The sequence below is a fragment of the Ensifer sp. ENS09 genome (assembly GCF_014852425.1).
GTDB lineage: Bacteria > Pseudomonadota > Alphaproteobacteria > Rhizobiales > Rhizobiaceae > Ensifer.
Map to the genome: position 1 here is coordinate 715,834 of NZ_JACVBP010000001.1, position 18,967 is coordinate 734,800.

Sequence of the window (18,967 nt, forward strand, 5' to 3'; positions counted from 1 at the left end):
GTTCAATGGGTTTCTCCCTTGAGTTCGGCGGCAATCGGCAGCGGCGCGCGCAGTTGCGGGTTGAACCGGTATTCGGCCAACGCAACGAGCCGGGTCAGCGCGAAGTTGATGGCGAGATAGATGAGACCGGCGACGACGAAGACCTCGATCACCCGGTAGCTCTCCGAGATCAGCTTGGCAGCGACGCCGGTGATCTCCATCAGCGTGATGATCGAGGCGAGCGAAGTGGCCTTCACCATGGAGATCATCTCGTTGCCATAGCCCGGCAGCGCCTGGCGCAGCGCCTGCGGCATGACGATGCGGCGGAAGATCATCAGGCGCCCCATGCCGCAGGCCCTTGCGGCCTCCACCTGGCCGTGCGGCACCGAGAGCAGCCCGCCGCGGATGATTTCGCTCGCATAGGCGGCCGTGTTCAGCATCAGCGCCAGCACCGCGCACCAGTAGGGCTCGCGCAGCAGCGGCCAGAAGATGCTGTGGCGCACCGCCGGAAACTGGCTGAGGCCGTAATAGATCAGGAAGATCTGCACGAGCAGCGGTGTGCCGCGGAAGAGGAACACGTAAGTGCGGGCAAAGAGGTCGAGCGCGAGGATGCCCGACAGACGGGCGAGCGCCAGCCCGAGAGCCAGCACCGAGCCGAGCGCGATCGATGTCGCGGCAAGCTCCAGCGTCAGCGGCAGGGCCGCCGCCAGGCTCCAGAAGGTCTCGAGGGCAAATTTGATATCCATCAGCCTCTCCTGACGCCGCGCGAGAACCGACGCTCGGTGACCTGAAGGATGAGGCCCGAGACGGTGGAAATGGCGAGATAGATCATCGCCGCGATGAAGAAGAAGTCGAAGGGACGGCTGGTCGATCCGGCGCCGATCTGCGCCTGGCGCAGGAGTTCGACGACGCCAGTCACCGACACCAGTGCGGATTCCTTCAGCACGACCTGCCAGACGTTGCCGAGGCCCGGCAGCGCATAACGCAGCGTCAGGGGCGCGGTGATCCGGCGGAACTTGAGGAGCCGGCCCATGCCGCAGGCGGTTGCCGCCTCCAGCTCGCCCGGATGCACGGCGCGGAAGGCGCCGCGATAGACCTCGGTCTGCTGGGCGCCGGAGGTGATGCCGACCGCAAGCGCACCGGCGATGAAGCCAGGAAAGCTGACGAAACCCTCCGCGCCGAACAATTGGCCGACGGCTGTCACCACGGCGCTGCCGCCGAAATAGAAGAGATAGATGACCAGGAGGTCGGGAATACCGCGAAGGACGGTGGTATAGGCCTCGGCGCAACCGCGAACGACCGGGCCGCCGGAGATCTTTGCCCAGGCGCCGAAGGTACCGATGAAGCCGCCGATCACAAAGCCGGCGACGGCGATCAGGATCGTCATCCAGGCGCCGGCGGCAAGCGCCGGCCCCCAGCCGTCCGGCCCGACGCTGATGATGTCAAGGAAACCAGGCTCAGTCATCGCAGCGCCTCCCTTCGCTTGTGATCGATGACTTAACCATGGACGCCCCCGGGGATCGGCGGATCGACATCGTCAGGGATGGGATTGACGAAGGGCGTGCCTTCGAGCCGTGCCGCATGGTCGGCCTTGGCAGCGGCAATGAGCGTGGGATCGAGGATCAATTCGACCGCGGTGCTCGCCATCACCTTGGCCGCGTGTTCCATGCCCTTGTGCGCCGCCGGCAGCTTGCCTTGGGCAACCAGCTGCCAGGAATGGCCCGGCGTACCGATGGCGTAGGTCGCGCCGCGCATCTGCACGGTCGGCACCACCCAGCTGACGGTTCCGACATCCGTGGAACCGACGAGCGTGCCGGCGCCGTTTTCCGGCGGGAAGATCGTATCGCAGAGGGCAACGCCGCGGCGCAGCTTGAGCCCGAAGCGTTCGAAGGCAGAGGCGATATCCTCACCGGTAAAGGTCTCCTGGAACTTCGCCGCCATCCGCCGGTCATCCTCGTCGAACTGAGGCGGTCCCAGATGCTCGAGCTGGCGATGCATCAAAGCTTCGAGCGGCGTGTTGCCGATGAGGTTGGCGTCGCCGCTGACGATCTCGTCGGTGACCGTGGTGCCGGTCATCATCGCGGCACCCTTGGCGACGCTCCGGACGCGTTCGACGAGATCGAGCAGTTCCGGCAGGCTGCGGGCGCGCACGAGATAGCGCGCCTTGGCGCGGGCCTGCACCACGTTCGGCGCATTGCCGCCCGTATCGGTCACCGCATAATGGATGCGCGCCGATGACGGCATGTGCTCGCGCAGATAGTTGACGCCGACATTCATCAGTTCGAGCGCATCGAGCGCGCTGCGGCCGAGATGGGGGGCCGCCGAAGCGTGCGACGCCCGGCCGCTGAAGCGGAAGTCGAGCTCATTGCAGGCCAGCGAGATCGGATTGTTGACGCCGGCAAAGGGTGCCGGGTGCCAGGAGATCGCGATATCGACATCGTCGAACACGCCGGCGCGCACCATGAAACCCTTGGATGAGCCGCCCTCTTCCGCCGGGCAGCCGTAATAGCGCACCCGCCCCTTGATGCCGTTGGCGGCGAGATAATCCTTGACGGCGGTCGCCGCCATCATCGCGCCGGCGCCAAGCAGATTGTGGCCGCAGCCATGGCCGTTGCCACCGTCGACCAGCGGCCGCTCCTCGGCAATGCCTGCTTCCTGGCTGAGGCCGGGCAGCGCATCGAACTCGCCGAGGATGGCGATGACCGGTCCGCCCTCTCCCGCCTCGCCCATGACAGCCGTCGGCATGCCGGCTATGCCGCGCGATACGCGAAAGCCCTCGGCCTCCAGCAGTGCGGCGTGTTCGGCCGACGAGGAAAACTCCTCGTAATTGGTTTCCGGCGTATCCCAGACCCGGTCGCTGAGCACGAAGAACCGGTCGCGCTTGGCTTCGAGCAGGTCCCAGACGTCACAGGCATTTTTCATCGTTTCTTGACTTCCGCAACAATAGTAACCAGAATTGGCGCCAATTTATGATAACATTTTTGGATACACAAGAGGGCCCTGAAACATTTCGCGCAATGTGCACAACGGCGAGAGGCAGGCTCGCAACGCCGCTCTCGCGCATTGAATTGTTCGGGACGGCATCATAGTTTCTCCAAAAATGGAGCCAATTCCGCTGCGGCGGGCGACGCGAGGCACGCGCCGGGGACCTGGGACATGCACCAGCAACGTGCGTCAGAGGCCGGTGACAGGCGGAAAGAGAGTGCAAGGCAGGAATGAGCGACGATCTGACGGAAATGCTGGCGCCCGAGGAAAAGCCCGACGACAAGAGGGACGTTACCGACCTCCTGCTGCACGACATCCTAACCGGGACCCTGCCGGCCGGCGCCTGGCTGAAGCAGATCGACCTGGAGCGCCGCTACGATTGCACGCGGCCGGAGGTGCGCCGGGCGCTCGACCGGCTGTCACAGCGCCGGCTGGTGCAGCACAACCCAAACCGCGGCTACCAGGTCTATGAACTCGACGACCAGCGCACGCAGGAAATCAGTGACATCCGCGTGATTCTCGAAACCGGCGTCGCCGACCGCATGGTCGCCAATGCAACGCCCGCCACGATCGCCGAGTTGCGGCAACTTGCCCGGCAGTTCGACGAGATGTCGTTTCGCGGCTCCATCATGGAGCATTACGACGCCAACCTCGCCTTCCACCGCGCGCTTCTCATGCTCGCCGGCAATTCCGAACTCGTCGACGTCGTCGCCGAAATCCGCCAGCGCACCGTATCCGCCCCAGTGTCGCAATGGCGCACCCGCGCCCGCATCGAGCAGTCGGCCCGCGAGCACCACTTGATGGTCGACGCGCTGGAAGCCCGGGACCTGCCCGAACTGAAACGGCTGATCGAGATCCATATCCGCCAGGCGCCGATCAAGACCTGAGCCTTGCCGGCGCCCTGGACTTGACTACCCGCCAAAGAGGATCGTCACGGCCACAAGCACGGCGCCGATCGCCGCCATCGCGAAGGCCATTGGCCAGGGGCTGCGGCCCATGTAGCGGCCAAGGCGCGCGCCGATGACGAAGAGCATGGCGAGCGCGATGGCGTTGGAGGCGCGCATGGCGAGTGCGACGTTGTCTGTCAGCAGGAACGGAATGCTTGGCGGCAGCGTCGAGGCGACGACGAGCAGGAAGATCGCGACGGCCGCCTTCAGGTCGCGCGCGGTCACGACCCTGTGCCTGGGATTGGGGGAAAGCGCCCTCACCCGGACAAGCAGCGCTTCCGTTTCCTTGGGCGAAGAGACGCGGCGCACATCGTCGGGCAGGCTTTCGAGAAACAATTCGCGGGCGCGATCGAGCTGCTCATGCCTGAGGCGATCGAGGAAACCGCGCCGTCGCACGCGCTCCACCACCGTCGTCAGCACATACATGACGCCGTCGACGATGCCCCAGGCGATGTTGCAGCCGAGGGCGGCGACCAGCACGGCATTGACCCCACCCTCGCCGCCCGCAACCGAACTCATCGTTCCCGTGAAGGACAGCGCCATCAGGAGCCCGAAGATGATCTCCGACAGGCGATCGATCGGATCGAGAATGCGCGACCGCTCGCTCATGCCCGGGCACTCTCTGAACGTAACCGGGACGCCAGGGAGGCGGCGGGCAGCGACCGGGACGCGCGCAACCGCGATACCTCCCCTTACTGGACCTGCAGATCGGCGAAGGCGTCGCGCACATGATCGGCAACCGCCAGCACCGGCGCCGGCGCATCCGAGATCACCTGCAGGCCGATATTGTAGTGGCCGAGATCCGGCAGGCCGTCGCGCTCGCCGAGCTGCACCATTTCCCCCTGGACGAGGTAACGCGGCAGCGGCGCGATCGCGAGACCGGCGAGCACGGCGGCGCGCTGCCCGGTGGTATAGGCGCTGAGGAACGCGATGCGGAACTTGCGGCCGGCCCGCGCCAGCTTTTCCACCGCATCCGCCCGCCAGACGCAGCCGTCCTCCCACATCGACACCGGCAGCGGATCCTTCAGATGGGCGCTGCCGCACTTGGCGCCGGCCCAGACCAGCTTCTCCTGCATCAGGATTTCTCCGTTGCGCGGCGTTCCCTCGGTCAGGCTGTTGAAGATGGCGATATCGAGCCGGTGCTCGTCGACCTTCTTGCGCATGGCGTTGCTCATGCCGATCGATACGTCGACAGTGACATTCGGGTAGGATTCGGCGAAGCGCTTCAGCACCTCGGGCAGGATGCGCTCGCCCACGTCCTCAGGCGCGCCGACCCGCACGACGCCGTTCATGTCCGGCAGCAGGAAGCGCGACACCGTTTCATTGTTGAGCGAGAGGAGCCGGCGGGCAAAGCCGAGCAGCAGCTCGCCCTTGGGCGTCAAGGTGACCGAGCGCGCATCACGCAGGAACAGCGTGCAGCCGAGCATTTCCTCGAGCTTCTTGATCTGCATCGAGACAGCCGACGGCGTGCGATAGACGGTTTCGGCGGCGGTGGTGAAGTTGCCGGTCTCGGCAATCGCGATGAAAGTCTTCAGCACGTCCATTTCGAGAAGCGGAAGCGCATGGCGCATCAGCATGTTCATGGCGGCACCCTCATTCAGAAAAATTGAAAGATTGCTTCACTTCATTTCGTTTGATTGAACATCAGGGATGACCGATAGTCAAGCTCAAGGACGACGAAGGAAGGAAAAACCGATGTCCGCCGAGCTTGTTATCGCCGCTTCGAAGAGTTCCCTCCGTAACAGCCGCCTGCCGCAGGCAGTGGTAAAAAAGGAGCATAGCAGGAGCAACGACATGGTCCTCAACGCCCTCAACCAGATGATCGCCGTCCTCGACGGTGTTGCACGGCAACGACGCGAAAAACAGATCGCGCGAAATCGGGTGGAAGCCCGGCGCGAACTCGCCAAACTGCCCCAGAGAGTCCGTGACGACGTGATGTTTGCGGACCCGCTAATCAATCACCATGTTTGATGGAAGGCATCAAACATATTCGTTGGAATGATAAGTCAGGTTAGGCCATAAATATCATCATGGTCGCGACCTGCTGAGACACTCAGAAGGAGCCATGAAATGTCCAACACTCATCTTTCATCGGCCTCGGAACGGGCATCCTCCCACTCGTCCCTTCCGGGTCTCTTCAATCTGCAGGTTCGTGCCTGGGCAGCGTGGAAGCGTCATCGCCAGGAACGGGCTCTCGAAAACCTGTCCTATGACACGCTGAAGGACATCGGCTTCCCGTCGGTGGACGATGCAGTGCACAAGACCGAGCAATGAACGACGGCGTGACCTGTCTCTTCTGAGAGTTACGTTCCGGATCAACCGAAGGGCATCGCCGACAAGGCGATGTCCTTTTCGTTTGCGCGGATGGTTCGGGTATGGCCCCAACCTTGGTCACCATATTGCCTGTGACAACTGCACCGATCTCTCTCGTGATCATAAGTTGTGCATCGGGGGCGCCCGCGCTTGCAGCGAAACTGCCGACCCATCACAATTGCCGGATGCAACAGAACCACTCGGATTTCCTTGCCTGTGAGATAGACGCTGTCCACCTTGACGCGTGGTCAGACCTCCTGCCCGTACCGTGCCGTATCTTGCGGGCTAACCTTTTCGGAGACGTGTTCCTCGCGGATGCCGCTGGAGCAATCCACATGCTGGAAGTCTCCGCTGCTTCGATCGCGCTGATTGCGGCTTCCGAGGACGAGTTCCGTCAACGTTGCATCGACGACGCTGAAGGGTGGCTGCTACGCCGACTGGTGGATCGATGCCGCTCGGCAGGAATGGTCCCTGGCCCCGCTCAGTGCTACGCCTTCCACACACTTCCTCTGTTTGGCGGCGAATACAAGGTCGACAACATTTGGATGTGCGACTGGAAGGAGTGGTTGAGCTTTACGGCTACAATATATTCGCAAACCAAAGACCTGCCGGATGGGGCCACCGTCGCAATCAAATTAGCCGACTGAGGCCGCCTGCTCGGCAACAAGCTGTTTCAATGATCGGCATGGCCCGATGCATCTTTGCCGATTTTAATTCATGCGCTTCGAGCCGTTGCTTCCCAATGGGCCCAACCGGGGAGCAATCGTCAGCGCGCAGTACCCGGACTTGTCTCTTACCGACACCCGCAGTATCCGCGAAAAGAGTCGCAATCGGCAAACACAACCCATGCGCGCACTTTGCAGATGTTGCGTATCCCTGGCAGTTCTTGTCCGATAGCGTCAACCGCACTGTAAAAACTGTCGCTTTCCTTACAAAAGCCGGAAAGCGGGGCCGAACCGCCTTTTGCCGCGCGATGTCGCAATGCGAAATCTCTTTGCGGTCGCTGCTATCCATGCGAATGTCGCAAACAGACAAGCCGAAGAGTATCTTCCAAGCGACGAATATACCCGCATCGCCAAGCATGGGAAGCCTCATGAACAAGCCACTGACCAAAAAGCGTTCTCTCGTCTTCTTCCTGGTGCCGAACTTTTCCATGCTGCCCTTTTCGGCGGCGATCGAAACGCTCCGCATCGCCAACCGCATGCTCGGCTACGAGGCCTATTCCTGGCGCCTCGCCTCGTCGGACGGCGAAAAGGTCCTGTCGTCGAGCGGCATCGCGCTCGAGGTCAACTCGTCGCTCGCCGACGAGCGCAAGTTCCTGGGCGGCGAAAACCGCCCCTCGATGGTGCTGGTCTGTTCCGGCATCTATGTCGAGGACTTCAACAACAAGTCGGTCAATGCGTGGCTGCGCGAAGTCTACAACCGCGGCGTGGCCGTCGGCAGCCTCTGTACCGGCGCCCATGTGCTGGCCTCCGCCGGTCTTCTGACCGGCAAGCGCTGCGCCATCCATTGGGAGAACCTGCCGGGCTTTTCCGAAAGCTTCCCGCAGGTCGACGTCTATGCCGACCTCTACGAGATCGACAGCAACATCTACACCTGCGCCGGCGGCACCGCCTCGCTCGACATGATGCTGAACCTGATCGACCAGGATTTCGGCGAGAGCCTCGTCAACCGCGTCTGCGAACAGGCGCTGACCGACCGCGTGCGCGGGCCGCATGACCGCCAGCGCCTGCCGCTGCGCGCCCGCCTCGGCGTACAGAACGCCAAGGTGCTGTCGATCATCGAACTGATGGAGGCAAACCTCGCCGAGCCGCTGTCGCTCTTGGAAATCGCCGAGGGCGCCGACCTTTCGCGCCGCCAGATCGAACGCCTCTTCCGCCAGGAAATGGGCCGCTCGCCCGCCCGCTACTACCTGGAAATCCGCCTTGACCGCGCCCGCCACCTGCTGATCCAGTCGTCGATGCCGGTGGTCGAGGTGGCGGTCGCCTGCGGCTTCGTCTCCGCTTCGCACTTCTCCAAGTGTTATCGCGAACTCTACAACCGCTCGCCGCAGCAGGAGCGCGCCGACCGCAAGCTGACGCTGCAGATGGCGCGGTAACGGCCGATAGAAGGAAACACTCAAAGGGCGGAGCGATCCGCCCTTTTCGTTTGCCTTTCGCGTACAGGCAGCGTTCGCCCGCAGACGCTTCCCCTTCCTCGCCGCCATGCTCGGGCTTGCCCCGAGCATCGGCTTGGCCCGAGCATCCAGGCACCAACCCGTCGCTCGGCATGGATTCGCGGGTCGAGCCCGAGGATGACGAATCGAGAGGTCATCACGCAGGTTGTCGTTTGGTCACAGCCTGCCTTTGATTGCTTGCCGTTCCGCTCCGTTTGGCGACACCACAACCCTCACGGTGTGACGGAGCTTGCACCCGCACAACTTAGATAGGAATGTCGGTGCGCACCGGGATTCGGCATGTCCATCACATGCCGCGACCAGACCAAACCGCCATCACCACGAGCAGGAGCCGACATGGCACCCGTTGAAATCGATCCCGCCAAGGTCCACGAATTCAAGGATTTCCAGAGCTTCTACGACTGGCTCGCCGCCCACCACCAGAGCGAAACAGAAGTCTGGATCAAGACGCACAAGGTCAACTCCGGCCTCGCTTCGATCACGCCCAAGGAGGCGATCGACGCGGTGCTCTGCTGGGGCTGGATCGACGGCGTGCGCAAGGGGTTCGACGACAGGAGCTTCCTGCAGCGCTATACGCCGCGTGGCAAGAAGAGCATCTGGAGCAAGATCAATGTCGACAATGTCGCGCGGCTGATTGCCGAAGGCCGCATGACCGAGCACGGCCTGAAACAGGTGGATGCCGCCAAGGCCGACGGCCGCTGGGACCGTGCCTATGCGAGCGGCAAGGAGATGAAGATCCCCGACGACCTGCAGACGGCGATCGACGCTGAACCCGAAGCCCGAGACATGCTCGCTAGGCTCAACGCCCAGAACCGCTTCGCGCTTGCCTTCCGCACCCACAACATGAAGACCGAAGCGGGCCGCAAGAAGAAGATCGAGACCTTCGTCGAGATGCTGAAGCGCGGCGAGACGATCTATCCGCAGAAGGGCAAGTAGAGCTATCGCAAGGCGCGACCGAAAGGTCGGCCTTTGCCCTGGCGAATCGGCATAACCCGAGACCGATCCGGCACCGGCGAGGTTCGACGCCCAACTATCGGGGGTCCAAAGCTGTTTGTGCCCTCGTGACCAGCAACGAAACCGAGCACCAAGAGGCCGACCAGCGCTCCTCCCGGTATGACGAGAACGAGGTTCCACCAGCCCGATTGCCCAAGATCGTGCCAACGCCGAATGTTGATGAGGAGCCAGACAACATAAGCTGGCACCAAGACGAAAGGCGCGAGCACGATCAGCGCTATTATGAACACGAGGACAGATTCATTGCCACTCTCGCTCAATGCCAGAAGGGCAGCGACTGAAAGCAGAAGAACGGTCGCGACGCTCCAAAGCGCGACCGTGATTAGCCACCAGCGTTGGCGCCCCATACGGCCGCTTATCATCTCCAAAGCCCGCAAATCCCCCCCGAGACCTGACTCGTCCGGCTCGTGCCCTATCGAACCTCCATTCCAGGGAACGGGTTAATAAACCCATTGGTGCGTATGCGTGCGCAGATGCGCCTTTTGATTGCAGGACGGTTTACAACCTGCCGGTCACGGAAAGAACTCGCTGCCAAATGTGACTGTCAGTGGCGCCTTGCCTAATCCTGCCCGTGAAGTCGCGCTCCAGTTCAGCGATGTCGTGCCGGATCATGCCGGCCCCGCCACGCGCTCGGCACGTGCGGGGTGAAAATCAGCGCGATGGCAACGCGCAAGCGGCGCCGTAGCCTTTTGACTTAGCGCCCGGCTTCACTGACCGGCGCGGCCGAAGCGCTGTGCATCGTCTCCGGCGAAGCGAACGGCCAGCGGGCCGAACCGATTGTCACCCTCCTCGCCTGCGAGAAAGCCCAGCATAACGAGGCCCAGCAGCGGCCCGACGACCGGGACGAACAGTGCAAGGTTCCACCATCCGGAACGGCCATGGTCGTGCCAGCGCTTGGTGTTGACCGTGAAGCCGAAATAGAGAGTCGCGGCGATGATGATGGAGGCAAGCATATGCATAAGGCTGAAGCCCGCGGCATAATTGTCGACGCCCGAAAGCGCCAGCAACGCCCCGCCCGCGAACATAGCGACCACCGCCGCAACGCAGATAACGATCTGCGCCAACCACCAGGCCTGACGTCCGATGCGGCCATCAGCACTCGTAAACATCTGCAAATTCACGTCGTTTCCCCCCCAACAACCAATGCGCTTCCAAGCGCCCTCGCGCAGGCCAGCCTTGTGATCCTGTAAACGCTTCGCGCACAAACGGGTAGATGTCATAACGACAAAAAACGCCCCATGGTTGCGCCGATGGCGGGCTTGTGCGTGACATCCTGAGCGTCGTCGGAAGCGGGCCAAAGCCCGCTTGCCGCCCCCGCCGCTCACGGGTCCTGCACCCACGAGACTGCCATCCCCTAGCCGTGGAACACCCGCTCCAGTTCGGCGATGTCGAGTTTGATCATGCCGAGCATCGCTTCCGTCACGCGCTTGGCGCGCGCACGGTCGGAATGGGCGACCATGTCGCCGAGCACACGTGGCACGATCTGCCAGCACAGCCCCCAGCGGTCGCGGATCCAGCCGCATTGTTCGATCTGCCCGCCGTTTTCGCTGATCGCGTTCCAGATCCGGTCGATCTCCTCCTGGGTGTCGCACTGGATCATGATCGAGAATGCATGGTTGAACGGATCGAGCGGCCCGGCTTCCAGCGCCAGAAACTCCTGGTTCCCGAGCGTGAACTCAATGGTCGTCACGCTGCCGGGCGGCCCACTCGGGCTTTCCGCCGGCAAGGTCGTGACGCGGATGATCGCCGAATTGGGAACGAGCGAAATGTAGAAGTCGACCGCTTGGCGCGCCTCCTTCGCAAACCAGAGATTTGAAACGACATTGGTCATGATTTGGGTCCTCCTTACGCCGCGGATCATGTGCGGGTAACCGAAGGACGATCGAGTTCGTTCCCAGCCGACAGGTGGCGGAAGACTTTTGTCGTCGGGTTTTCGCTTTGAACTAGGACGCCAGCGCGTCGAGCAGAGCCAGCTCGGAAATCACCCGGTTCCGGCCGGCATGCTTGGCCATGTAGAGAAACTGGTCTGCGGCGTGCAGGTAGTTCTCGAAGGCTTCCGAGCTCTCGATGGTGGCAAGGCCGATCGAGACCGTGATCGTCAGTTCCTCGTCGTCGGCGACGATCCGGGATTTTGCGAGTTCGAGCCTCAGCGCGTCACAAAAGGCGAAGGCGCGCCGCACGTCGCAGCCGTTGAAGAGAATGCCGAACTCCTCGCCGCCGAGGCGGGCAAGCAAATGATCCTCGCCGACAAGCGCGGACAGGCGCTTGGCCACGTGCTTCAGCACGATGTCGCCGATCTCGTGGCCATAGGTGTCGTTGAGGCGCTTGAAATGATCGATATCGAGCACGGCGATCGCCGTCGGCTCGCCACGCCTGAGGCACTGCTCGACCACCCGCGGGCCCGCCACGAAGAAGTGGCGCCGGTTGTAGAGGTCGGTGAGGTAGTCGCTGGCCGCCTGCCGCTGCAGCGTCTGCAGCCGCTTCTGCACGCCGGCGGCCTGCGCAATGCGGCCGTTGAACTCCGCTTCGAGGAAGGGCTTCTGGATGAAATCCGTACCGCCTGCTTCCAGGAAGCGCGCGCCGGCGCGCCGGTCGCCGCTGTCGGAGAGGCCGATGACCGGCACCGCGCCGTCGCCCCGCCGCCGCTCCACCTCGGCAAGCAGCGCTGCGCCGGACATGTCGGAGAGATCCAGGTCGGTGACGACGAGATCGACGGCTTCGCCGCTATCGAGCACCTGCAGCGCATCGGCGGCGGACGCGACCTCGCAGACGGAAATCCGCTGCCGCCTCAAGATGCCGGCCAGTTCGCTGCGTGAGGCAGCATCGGAATCGGCAAGCAGCACCGTCGTCTTGCCGTTGGTCAACGCCCGGTCGACGGCGCCGATCAAAAGATTGATCGATTCCGGCTGGTGCTTGATGACGCAATCGAGCGCGCCGCGCCTGAGGATCTCCTCGCGCGTATGGTCGTTGAAGGCGGCGGTGAAGACGACCGCCGGAACCTGGTTGTCGAGGATGAAGTCGAGCGCCTCGCAATTGGGCGCATCCGGAAGATTGAGATCGAGAACGGCGAGAGAGAAACTGTCAGGCGCCTGTTCCAGCGCTTCTCTCAGCGCCGCCAGCGAGCTGCAATGGGTAACGCGAATGCCGTGGACGGATTCGAGCCCGTACTTCAGCGCCGTCGCGAACATCCGGGAGTCCTCGACAAGCAGCATGCGCTTGTCGCTGTGCTTTTGCACAGAATTCACCCGGCCTGGCGTGCGGCGCAATCTCACGTCCCTGCAACCCCTCTCGAGCCGCAGGCGTGCTTCCCTCAAGGGGTGACGCTGGCTCCCGATATCTTCAACCCGGCCACTTGCCGCGCCTGGCCTTTCGGCCGGCGTGATCCGTGTGACCGGGCTCCCCGCTCCTGCTGCGGCGGATTGAAGACCGATCGGATTGCAATTTCGTTAATACGGCAACCTGTGCGCGGCATTTTTGATGCACGCGCCCGATAATTCTAAGGGGTTTTCGCGCTTCTTGTTTTGATGGTTAAGCAGGAACCCTAACTTTTTCACTGAGTGTGCGGATCTTCGTCAGCGTGTCCAGATTCTGGTTGACGCGGCAGTAGAACTCCTCGTTGACGAAGGGGCGAACGACGAAGTCGTTGCCGCCGGCTTTGAGGAACCGCGCCGACAGAAGCCGGTTGGTCGACGACGAAACGCCGATGATGCGCAACTGGTGCGGCCCGTAGGAACCGCGGATGCGCCGCGTCAGCTCGAAGCCGTCGATATCGGGCATGTTGTAGTCGGTGATGACGAGGCCGATATCCGGATTGTTCCTCAGAAGCTCCAGCGCCATCGCGCCGTTTTCGGCCGAGCTGGTGCGGAAGTTGTAGCGCTTCAGCTGCGTCGTCAGCAGCGCGCGTGCAGTCGGGCTGTCGTCGACGATCAGCACGTGGTGCTTGTGGTTGGTGAGGAACCGGCAGACCGATTCCGCCAGCATGTCGACGGCAAAGACGCTGTCCTTGATGACGTAGTCGACGATCTCCTTGGCGAGGATCTTCTCGCGCGTCGATTCCTGGAACGAGCCGGTAAAGACGACCGTCGGCACGCTCATCTCGATCAGATAGTTGAGCGCCTCGCCGTTCTCGGCCCCCGGCAGGTTGATGTTGGAGATGGCGAGCGAAGCCGGGAATGTCGCGTTTTCAACGGCGAACTGCAGATCGTCATAGTCGCGGCAGACGATGACATCGATGTCGAACAGCTCTTTCAGCCGCTTCGAGACCATCGAGGAAAAGAGGTTGGAGTCCTCGGCGAGCACGATGCGGTGCTCGGCAAGGGATTCGCCGGAATAATACATCCCGGAAACGCCAAAAAATGACATTGAACGCCTATGTAAAAGAGTGTCCCCCTACAGCTCCGCGCGTTCTTCATGCCCGCCTAGTCGCTGTAACTTGCAGGTTCCATGCTAGAGGAGAAAGGCTTTCTTCGGTGTTAATGGGCGGCCGGCGAATTAATGAGAAGGGCGTGCCGGGTTGAGACGCTAACGGCTCCGAACGCCTGCATCCCTCATGCCTCCGGGGTTCGCCCACGCCGCGTCTCGGCGGTCCGGCGGATGACCTCGGCGATCTCCGGATTGCTGCTCGACAGCATCTGAAAATCCTCCGAATAGAGCGACAGCAAGGAGACCTCGGTGGCGGCGGTGACGGTCGCAGAGCGCGGCTCGCCCGATATCAGCGCCATCTCGCCGAAGAAGCTGCCGGGACCGAGCTCGATCGGCGTCGGCGACGGCGTTGCGATCGTCACACGCCCCTCGACGATGAAGTACATCTGGTCGCCCGGCTCGCCCTTGCGGCAGATGATGCTACCTGCCGGCACCACGCGGGAGCGCAACGCTCGGACGATCTCGACGAAGGCGGCCGAGCCGAGCTTTTCGAACAGCGGCACCGCAGCGACCAGCTGCCAGTTGCGCACGAAATCCTGCCGGCGCACTTCTTCGAAAAACCCGGTGGCAAGAATGCCCGCCCAGAGCGCGAAGATGCCGATGCCGCTCATCATCACTAGACCCGCAAGGACCCGGCCGGCCAGCGACTGCGGGATCTCGTCGCCGTAGCCGGTGGTCGAGAGCGTCACCACCGCCCACCACATGGCCTGCGGAATGCTGCCGAACTTGTCCGGCTGGATGTCGCGCTCGATCAGGTAGGCGACCAGCGATGCGCCGAAGAGCACGATGCCGAAGAGCGAGGTGACGCCGACGAGATTGGGCGCGGCGCGCGCCACCACCCGGCCGAGCAGCCGGAAGAAGGTGGAATGGCGCAAGGGCTTCAGGAGCCAGACGCCGCAATAGAGGCTCTGGTCGCGCGGATCAGCGAACAGGAAGGCGGCCAGCGGAATTACGACGGCAACCGCATCGATGACGAGATGCGGCATCAGCGCCCGCCGGCCCGCCGTGGGCCAGGCGGCAAGCGTATCGGCCAGCTGCAGCACATAGAAAAGCCAGAGGCCGCCAAGCACCAGCTCCAGCGACAATCGCGCCGTCGCGCCGATATTGTGCGTCGTCAGCGCCGCGACGGCGGCAAGGCCGAGCGCTGCGAGCAGCCCGTTGAGCGGCGTGGAAATTCGTAAGAAAGGCCGTGCCGACATTCACTCCCCCAGCGTCCGCCCGCCGACGACACCTCGGCCGGATGGGCGGCAACGCTTTGATCTAAAGCACAATTCCTTGCATGAATCGATGCTCATTTAAGGGGTTTGGAATTTGTGGCGAAACGCCCTTAGTAACGGGTGCCGGCCGACCCGTCATTGCCGGCGGGCACGCGGTCTTCCTGGTACTGCGCAGCCCCTTCGACCGGAGGCAGCCACGGCTCCCGGCGCTTGACCCAGAGTTCGTAGCTCGGCTTCAGCGGCGTCGGCGCCTGGGAGAGCACACCGAGCTTGACTTCGGCCTCGTTTGCATCGACCGAAAAGACGCGTGAGCCGCAATGCGGACAGAAGCACCGACCCTGGAAGTCCGAGATTTCACCCGAATATTCAAATTGTTCCGCCGGCCAAATGGCGTAGAAGGTGAAGGCCGAACCACTCTCCCTGCGGCAGTCCATGCAATGGCAGATGCCGACCCGGATTGGTTCGCCGCGCACCGAGAGCGTGACCTGGCCGCAGAGGCAGTTTCCCGAAAGTCTCGTCATGACGCTCTCCTGTCCTGCCCCGTCTGTCGCCCGACGAAAAAACGACGTGGTCGGGTGTTAAGTTCCCGCCAGCGCCGTGGTTTAGGCTGCAGCACTCGGTTCCGGCATCGCGGCGCGTGCCAACGAATGCGGCTGCCTCTCGACCGGTTTTGGGTGTAGGATGCAATCATGAGTGAAGCTCAGCCTCTGTTCGATATGCTGCGCCAGACCGTGCAGCCTGAAATCGCCGGCGTATTGGAGCGATTTGTCCGGGAAGCGCCGGACCGCAAGCTCGGCCGCGTCAACGCACTCGCCTTTGCCGCCGAGCACGGGCTCGACGAGGAAAAGGCGATCGCCGCCTTCCTGCATGCCTCCCGCCTCGGCCTGTTCGAGCTTTCCTGGAACGTGCTTTGTCCCGGCTGCGGCGGCGTGCTCGATGCCAACACCTCGCTGAAGACCGTGCAGAGCGACACCTATACCTGCTCGCTCTGTGCCGCCGGCTATGAGCCGACGCTGGACGAGATGGTGGAGGTGACCTTCACCGTGAACCCGCGCATACGCCACATCGAGGCCCACAGCCCGCACGAACTGCCGCCGCTCGAGTATTTCCGCCAGATCTACTGGGGCTCGGGCATCGAATTGCCCGAGGAGGGCTACGAGGCTCAGGTCGACGACTTCATGATCGAGGCGCTGGAACTGCCGCCCGGCGAAAAGGCGGTGATCTCGCTGCAGATGCCGGCGGAATTCATCATCATCTTCGAGCCGGTGACCCATGCCGCGCAGTTCATCGACGTCAAGGGCGAGCCGACCAAGGAGCGACGCACGCTGTCGCTGGTCTTCGACCGCGGCCATCGCCACGACGAAGCGCTGACCATGCAGCCCGGTCCCCTGCGCATCCAGGTGGAAAACCACACGGATGTGCGCACCTTGCCCTCGGTCTGCATCGCCAACGACGCGCTGCACGGCATTCTCGGCCGGCGTCGGCCCTTCCTGACCGCCAAACGGCTGCTCTCCAACCAGACCTTCCGCGACATCTACCGCACCGACACGATCGACGTGGACCAGCGACTGAAGATCACCAGCCTCACCTTCCTATTCTCCGACCTGCGCGGCTCGACCGAGCTTTACGAGCGGGTCGGCGACCTCGCCGCCTTCGATCTGGTGAAGACCCATTTCAGCGTCGTCAACGAGATCGTCGCGGCGGAAGCAGGCGCAGTCGTCAAGACGATCGGTGACGCCGTCATGGCCACCTTCCCGACGCCGGATCGGGCGGTTGCCGCCGCCATGCGCATGCGCGACGCCATGCGAAAGCTGAACGACGACCGCGGCTCGGAAGACCTGCTCTTGAAAATCGGCATCCATGAGGGACCGTGCATCGCCGTCAGCCTCAACGAGCGGCAGGACTATTTCGGCCAGACGGTCAACATCGCCTCTCGGGTCCAGCATCTGGCCAGCTCGCGCGAAATCTTTGCGACCGGTTCGGTGCTCGACGATCCGCGCGCCTCAAGCCTGCTCAGCGATCGTGGCCTCAATCCGCAATCGCACAATGTCGCGCTGCGCGGCATCACCAACGAGATCAGCATCTTCTCGATCCCGTGAAGCGGGCCGGAAACGCAACGCGCATGTCCCGCAAGGGGCGATCAGCGTTCGGGCACTCCGGATTGCCGTAGCCCCTCGGCCATCCGATCCCGCCACTGCGGTATCCTCTGAAACCAGGGCAGCGCCCGATACCGCTCGATCGTGAACCCCGCCTCCGCTGCCAGCAGCTTCTGGGCCGCCCATCGGGCGGTCTCCATGTCCCCTGCTAGCGCCGACCAGGCCGCGAGGTGGCGGTAGGACCAGGTCACATCGGGATAGGTGTTGACGACGTCCTGGGCTATCGCGATGGCTTGCGGGAGAGCCCCTTGCATCGCCATGGAAAAGGCCATCCCCAGTCTCATGTTGAATGCGAGCGGGTCCCTCGGGCTCAGCGTCATCCCACGCCGGAAACGCTCCGTCGCACGCGCGGGATCGTCGGTGAAAATCCCGAGCCAGCCGAGGCGCGCCCATGCCCAGGCATTGTTCGGATCGAGCGCCAGCGCCTTTTCGATAAAGGTGGCGGCGCGCTCCTGATCGCCGCAGATGCTCATTGTCGCACCAGCCGCAGTCAAAGCCGTCGGATCGTCGCTGATCGCGCCCGCGCCTTCGATCGCCGCCCGTGCCAGGTCGAGTTCGCGCTCCGGCTGGTCGGTCCACAGGTAGGAAGCGCTCGAGGCATGGCACCAGGCCAAAAGCGCATGGGCCCGGCCGTAGCCGGGATCGACCAAGATCGCTTGCCGAAGCAGTTCGATCGCCTGGTTGTTGGTTTCCTTGCGGCGCCCCCAGAGATTGGGGAAGGCGCGCATGACGAAATCATAGGCGCGCAGGCTGGCCGGCGGCTTGCGCTTGGCAAGCTCGATCTCGGCATCGCGGATGGCCGGGTGGATGGCGCCCGCCACCTGCGCGGCGATCCGATCCTGGAATTCGAAAATATCCTCGACGGCGCCCTCGTAGCGATCCGACCAGGATTGGGTCCGGGTCTCGGCGTCCACCAGTTGCACGGAAATGCGCAGCCGGTCGCCGCCGCGTCGCACGGTGCCTTCGACCACATAGGTGACGCCGAGCTCCCTGCCGACGTCCCGCACATCGACGAAGCGCCCCTTGTAGGTGAAGGCGGACTGGCGCGCGATGACGAAGAAGTCGCGGACGCGCGAGAGCGCCGCAGTGATCTCCTCCACGACACCATCGACGAAGTAGTCGTCGCCCGGACCGCTCAGATTGTCGAAGGGCATGACCACGAGCGATGGCTGGTCCTTGCTGCGACCGACCGGCGGCACCCCGTCGAGGATGCCGCCTCCGACATCGACCTCATCTTGCCAGTCGACCCGGAAAACCAGAATGGGCCGGGGGATGTTCTTCAGGTTCCGCTCGCCGAGGCTGGTCAGCGCGAAGGGCACCTTGCCGTCGAGATGTTCGCGCACCGCCCCGGAAATGCAGATGCCCGACGGAGCGGCGATCTCCTGCAGGCGCGCGGCGATATTGACCCCGTCGCCGAGCAGATCGTCTCCCGATACGACGATGTCGCCGAGATTGACGCCGATGCGAAACTGCAGGCGGCGTTCTGTGGGCAGATCCTCCATATCGAGAAGACCGCGCTGGATTTCCACCGCGCAGCGCACGGCCTGAACCGGGCTTGGAAACTCGGCGACGAGACCATCGCCGGCACTGCCGAAGATGCGGCCGCCATGGTCACCCACCAATTCGGCAATTCGCCCCCGGCACCGATCGAGCGCGCGAAGCGTGTTTTCTTCGTCGAGCGCTGCGAGGCGACTGAAGCCGGCGACATCGGCCGCAAGGATGGCTGCGAGCTTTCGATCCACAACGGTGACCGCTCCT

General features: G+C 63.2%; 20 protein-coding genes. 7 read left to right on the top strand and 13 right to left on the bottom strand.

What is annotated here, in order from left to right; translation table 11 throughout:
- Positions 1-2 precede the first annotated feature (2 nt).
- Genes IB267_RS03550 through IB267_RS03560 form a run of 3 tightly spaced genes read right to left on the bottom strand, consistent with a single transcriptional unit; the run spans position 3 to position 2,901 of the window.
- A complete protein-coding gene (locus IB267_RS03550; protein WP_192446421.1) occupies positions 3-725 on the bottom strand; it encodes an ABC transporter permease in 723 nt (240 codons plus the stop codon).
- Entirely contained in the window at positions 725-1,444 is a 720-nt protein-coding gene (locus tag IB267_RS03555; RefSeq protein WP_192446422.1) for an ABC transporter permease, read from the bottom strand. The genes IB267_RS03550 and IB267_RS03555 overlap by 1 nt, the downstream gene beginning before the upstream one ends.
- Positions 1,445-1,476: 32 nt before the next feature.
- Positions 1,477-2,901, bottom strand: coding sequence for a M20 family metallopeptidase (locus tag IB267_RS03560; protein WP_192446423.1), 1,425 nt, complete (start codon positions 2,899-2,901; stop codon positions 1,477-1,479).
- Positions 2,902-3,194: 293 nt separating this feature from the next.
- On the opposite strand from IB267_RS03560, the gene IB267_RS03565 reads away from it, so the two are divergent.
- Positions 3,195-3,851, top strand: a complete 657-nt coding sequence (locus tag IB267_RS03565) for a GntR family transcriptional regulator (RefSeq protein WP_192446424.1) — start codon at positions 3,195-3,197, stop codon at positions 3,849-3,851.
- 24 nt (positions 3,852-3,875) lie between these two features.
- On the opposite strand, the gene IB267_RS03570 is transcribed toward IB267_RS03565, so the two are convergent.
- Entirely contained in the window at positions 3,876-4,520 is a 645-nt protein-coding gene (locus tag IB267_RS03570) for a VIT1/CCC1 transporter family protein (protein ID WP_192446425.1), read from the bottom strand.
- Between the two features lie 83 nt (positions 4,521-4,603).
- On the bottom strand, positions 4,604-5,494 hold the full coding sequence (locus IB267_RS03575; RefSeq protein WP_034788138.1) for a LysR substrate-binding domain-containing protein: 891 nt from the start codon (positions 5,492-5,494) through the stop codon (positions 4,604-4,606).
- A 112-nt stretch (positions 5,495-5,606) separates the two neighbouring features.
- Between IB267_RS03575 and IB267_RS03580 the strand changes: the two genes are divergently transcribed.
- The 5 genes from IB267_RS03580 (at position 5,607) to IB267_RS03600 (ending at position 9,336) form a co-directional block, all read left to right on the top strand.
- Positions 5,607-5,882 carry a hypothetical protein gene (locus IB267_RS03580; protein WP_192446426.1) on the top strand — a complete coding sequence of 92 codons (276 nt, stop codon included), beginning with the start codon at positions 5,607-5,609 and terminating at the stop codon, positions 5,880-5,882.
- Between the two features lie 99 nt (positions 5,883-5,981).
- On the top strand, positions 5,982-6,185 hold the full coding sequence (locus IB267_RS03585; protein WP_043619754.1) for a hypothetical protein: 204 nt from the start codon (positions 5,982-5,984) through the stop codon (positions 6,183-6,185).
- Positions 6,186-6,559: 374 nt separating this feature from the next.
- Positions 6,560-6,871 carry a T6SS immunity protein Tdi1 domain-containing protein gene (locus IB267_RS03590; RefSeq protein WP_192446427.1) on the top strand — a complete coding sequence of 104 codons (312 nt, stop codon included), beginning with the start codon at positions 6,560-6,562 and terminating at the stop codon, positions 6,869-6,871.
- A gap of 446 nt (positions 6,872-7,317) precedes the next feature.
- The gene (locus tag IB267_RS03595; protein WP_034788530.1) at positions 7,318-8,322 is read left to right on the top strand and encodes a GlxA family transcriptional regulator; all 1,005 of its coding nucleotides are present in this window, start codon (positions 7,318-7,320) and stop codon (positions 8,320-8,322) included.
- Positions 8,323-8,736: 414 nt separating this feature from the next.
- The gene (locus tag IB267_RS03600) at positions 8,737-9,336 is read left to right on the top strand and encodes a YdeI family protein (RefSeq protein ID WP_192446428.1); all 600 of its coding nucleotides are present in this window, start codon (positions 8,737-8,739) and stop codon (positions 9,334-9,336) included.
- A 2-nt stretch (positions 9,337-9,338) separates the two neighbouring features.
- On the opposite strand, the gene IB267_RS33850 is transcribed toward IB267_RS03600, so the two are convergent.
- The 7 genes from IB267_RS33850 to IB267_RS03635 form a co-directional block, all read right to left on the bottom strand.
- Positions 9,339-9,776, bottom strand: a complete 438-nt coding sequence (locus tag IB267_RS33850; RefSeq protein ID WP_371742514.1) for a DUF805 domain-containing protein — start codon at positions 9,774-9,776, stop codon at positions 9,339-9,341.
- A 345-nt stretch (positions 9,777-10,121) separates the two neighbouring features.
- The gene (locus tag IB267_RS03610; RefSeq protein ID WP_192446430.1) at positions 10,122-10,634 is read right to left on the bottom strand and encodes a DUF805 domain-containing protein; all 513 of its coding nucleotides are present in this window, start codon (positions 10,632-10,634) and stop codon (positions 10,122-10,124) included.
- A gap of 134 nt (positions 10,635-10,768) precedes the next feature.
- Complete coding sequence (locus tag IB267_RS03615) at positions 10,769-11,245, bottom strand: VOC family protein (RefSeq protein WP_192446431.1); 477 nt, start codon at positions 11,243-11,245, stop codon at positions 10,769-10,771.
- 112 nt (positions 11,246-11,357) lie between these two features.
- The gene (locus tag IB267_RS03620) at positions 11,358-12,650 is read right to left on the bottom strand and encodes a diguanylate cyclase (RefSeq protein ID WP_371742488.1); all 1,293 of its coding nucleotides are present in this window, start codon (positions 12,648-12,650) and stop codon (positions 11,358-11,360) included.
- A 292-nt stretch (positions 12,651-12,942) separates the two neighbouring features.
- Entirely contained in the window at positions 12,943-13,776 is an 834-nt protein-coding gene (locus IB267_RS03625; protein ID WP_192446433.1) for a response regulator, read from the bottom strand.
- A 185-nt stretch (positions 13,777-13,961) separates the two neighbouring features.
- A complete protein-coding gene (locus tag IB267_RS03630; RefSeq protein WP_192446434.1) occupies positions 13,962-15,035 on the bottom strand; it encodes a cyclic nucleotide-gated ion channel in 1,074 nt (357 codons plus the stop codon).
- 128 nt (positions 15,036-15,163) lie between these two features.
- Entirely contained in the window at positions 15,164-15,574 is a 411-nt protein-coding gene (locus IB267_RS03635; RefSeq protein ID WP_192446435.1) for a GFA family protein, read from the bottom strand.
- A gap of 168 nt (positions 15,575-15,742) precedes the next feature.
- Here IB267_RS03635 and IB267_RS03640 point away from each other — a divergent pair, with 168 nt between their 5' ends.
- On the top strand, positions 15,743-17,152 hold the full coding sequence (locus IB267_RS03640; protein ID WP_192446436.1) for an adenylate/guanylate cyclase domain-containing protein: 1,410 nt from the start codon (positions 15,743-15,745) through the stop codon (positions 17,150-17,152).
- Positions 17,153-17,193: 41 nt separating this feature from the next.
- Here IB267_RS03640 and IB267_RS03645 read toward each other — a convergent pair whose 3' ends face one another.
- Positions 17,194-18,951, bottom strand: coding sequence for an adenylate/guanylate cyclase domain-containing protein (locus IB267_RS03645; protein ID WP_192446437.1), 1,758 nt, complete (start codon positions 18,949-18,951; stop codon positions 17,194-17,196).
- Positions 18,952-18,967 lie beyond the last annotated feature (16 nt).

Excerpts from the sequence above, each read along its gene's own strand:
- IB267_RS03615 (WP_192446431.1), bottom strand. The coding sequence starts at position 11,245 with ATGACCAATGTCGTTTCAAATCTCTGGTTTGCGAAGGAGGCGCGCCAA.
- IB267_RS03610 (WP_192446430.1), bottom strand. The coding sequence starts at position 10,634 with ATGACATCTACCCGTTTGTGCGCGAAGCGTTTACAGGATCACAAGGCT.
- IB267_RS03570 (WP_192446425.1), bottom strand. The coding sequence starts at position 4,520 with ATGAGCGAGCGGTCGCGCATTCTCGATCCGATCGATCGCCTGTCGGAG.
- IB267_RS03550 (WP_192446421.1), bottom strand. The coding sequence starts at position 725 with ATGGATATCAAATTTGCCCTCGAGACCTTCTGGAGCCTGGCGGCGGCC.
- IB267_RS03625 (WP_192446433.1), bottom strand. The coding sequence starts at position 13,776 with ATGTCATTTTTTGGCGTTTCCGGGATGTATTATTCCGGCGAATCCCTT.
- IB267_RS03555 (WP_192446422.1), bottom strand. The coding sequence starts at position 1,444 with ATGACTGAGCCTGGTTTCCTTGACATCATCAGCGTCGGGCCGGACGGC.
- IB267_RS03580 (WP_192446426.1), top strand. The coding sequence starts at position 5,607 with ATGTCCGCCGAGCTTGTTATCGCCGCTTCGAAGAGTTCCCTCCGTAAC.
- IB267_RS03590 (WP_192446427.1), top strand. The coding sequence starts at position 6,560 with ATGCTGGAAGTCTCCGCTGCTTCGATCGCGCTGATTGCGGCTTCCGAG.
- IB267_RS03630 (WP_192446434.1), bottom strand. The coding sequence starts at position 15,035 with ATGTCGGCACGGCCTTTCTTACGAATTTCCACGCCGCTCAACGGGCTG.
- IB267_RS03585 (WP_043619754.1), top strand. The coding sequence starts at position 5,982 with ATGTCCAACACTCATCTTTCATCGGCCTCGGAACGGGCATCCTCCCAC.
- IB267_RS03600 (WP_192446428.1), top strand. The coding sequence starts at position 8,737 with ATGGCACCCGTTGAAATCGATCCCGCCAAGGTCCACGAATTCAAGGAT.
- IB267_RS33850 (WP_371742514.1), bottom strand. The coding sequence starts at position 9,776 with ATGATAAGCGGCCGTATGGGGCGCCAACGCTGGTGGCTAATCACGGTC.
- IB267_RS03635 (WP_192446435.1), bottom strand. The coding sequence starts at position 15,574 with ATGACGAGACTTTCGGGAAACTGCCTCTGCGGCCAGGTCACGCTCTCG.
- IB267_RS03640 (WP_192446436.1), top strand. The coding sequence starts at position 15,743 with ATGAGTGAAGCTCAGCCTCTGTTCGATATGCTGCGCCAGACCGTGCAG.
- IB267_RS03565 (WP_192446424.1), top strand. The coding sequence starts at position 3,195 with ATGAGCGACGATCTGACGGAAATGCTGGCGCCCGAGGAAAAGCCCGAC.
- IB267_RS03595 (WP_034788530.1), top strand. The coding sequence starts at position 7,318 with ATGAACAAGCCACTGACCAAAAAGCGTTCTCTCGTCTTCTTCCTGGTG.
- IB267_RS03560 (WP_192446423.1), bottom strand. The coding sequence starts at position 2,901 with ATGAAAAATGCCTGTGACGTCTGGGACCTGCTCGAAGCCAAGCGCGAC.
- IB267_RS03575 (WP_034788138.1), bottom strand. The coding sequence starts at position 5,494 with ATGAACATGCTGATGCGCCATGCGCTTCCGCTTCTCGAAATGGACGTG.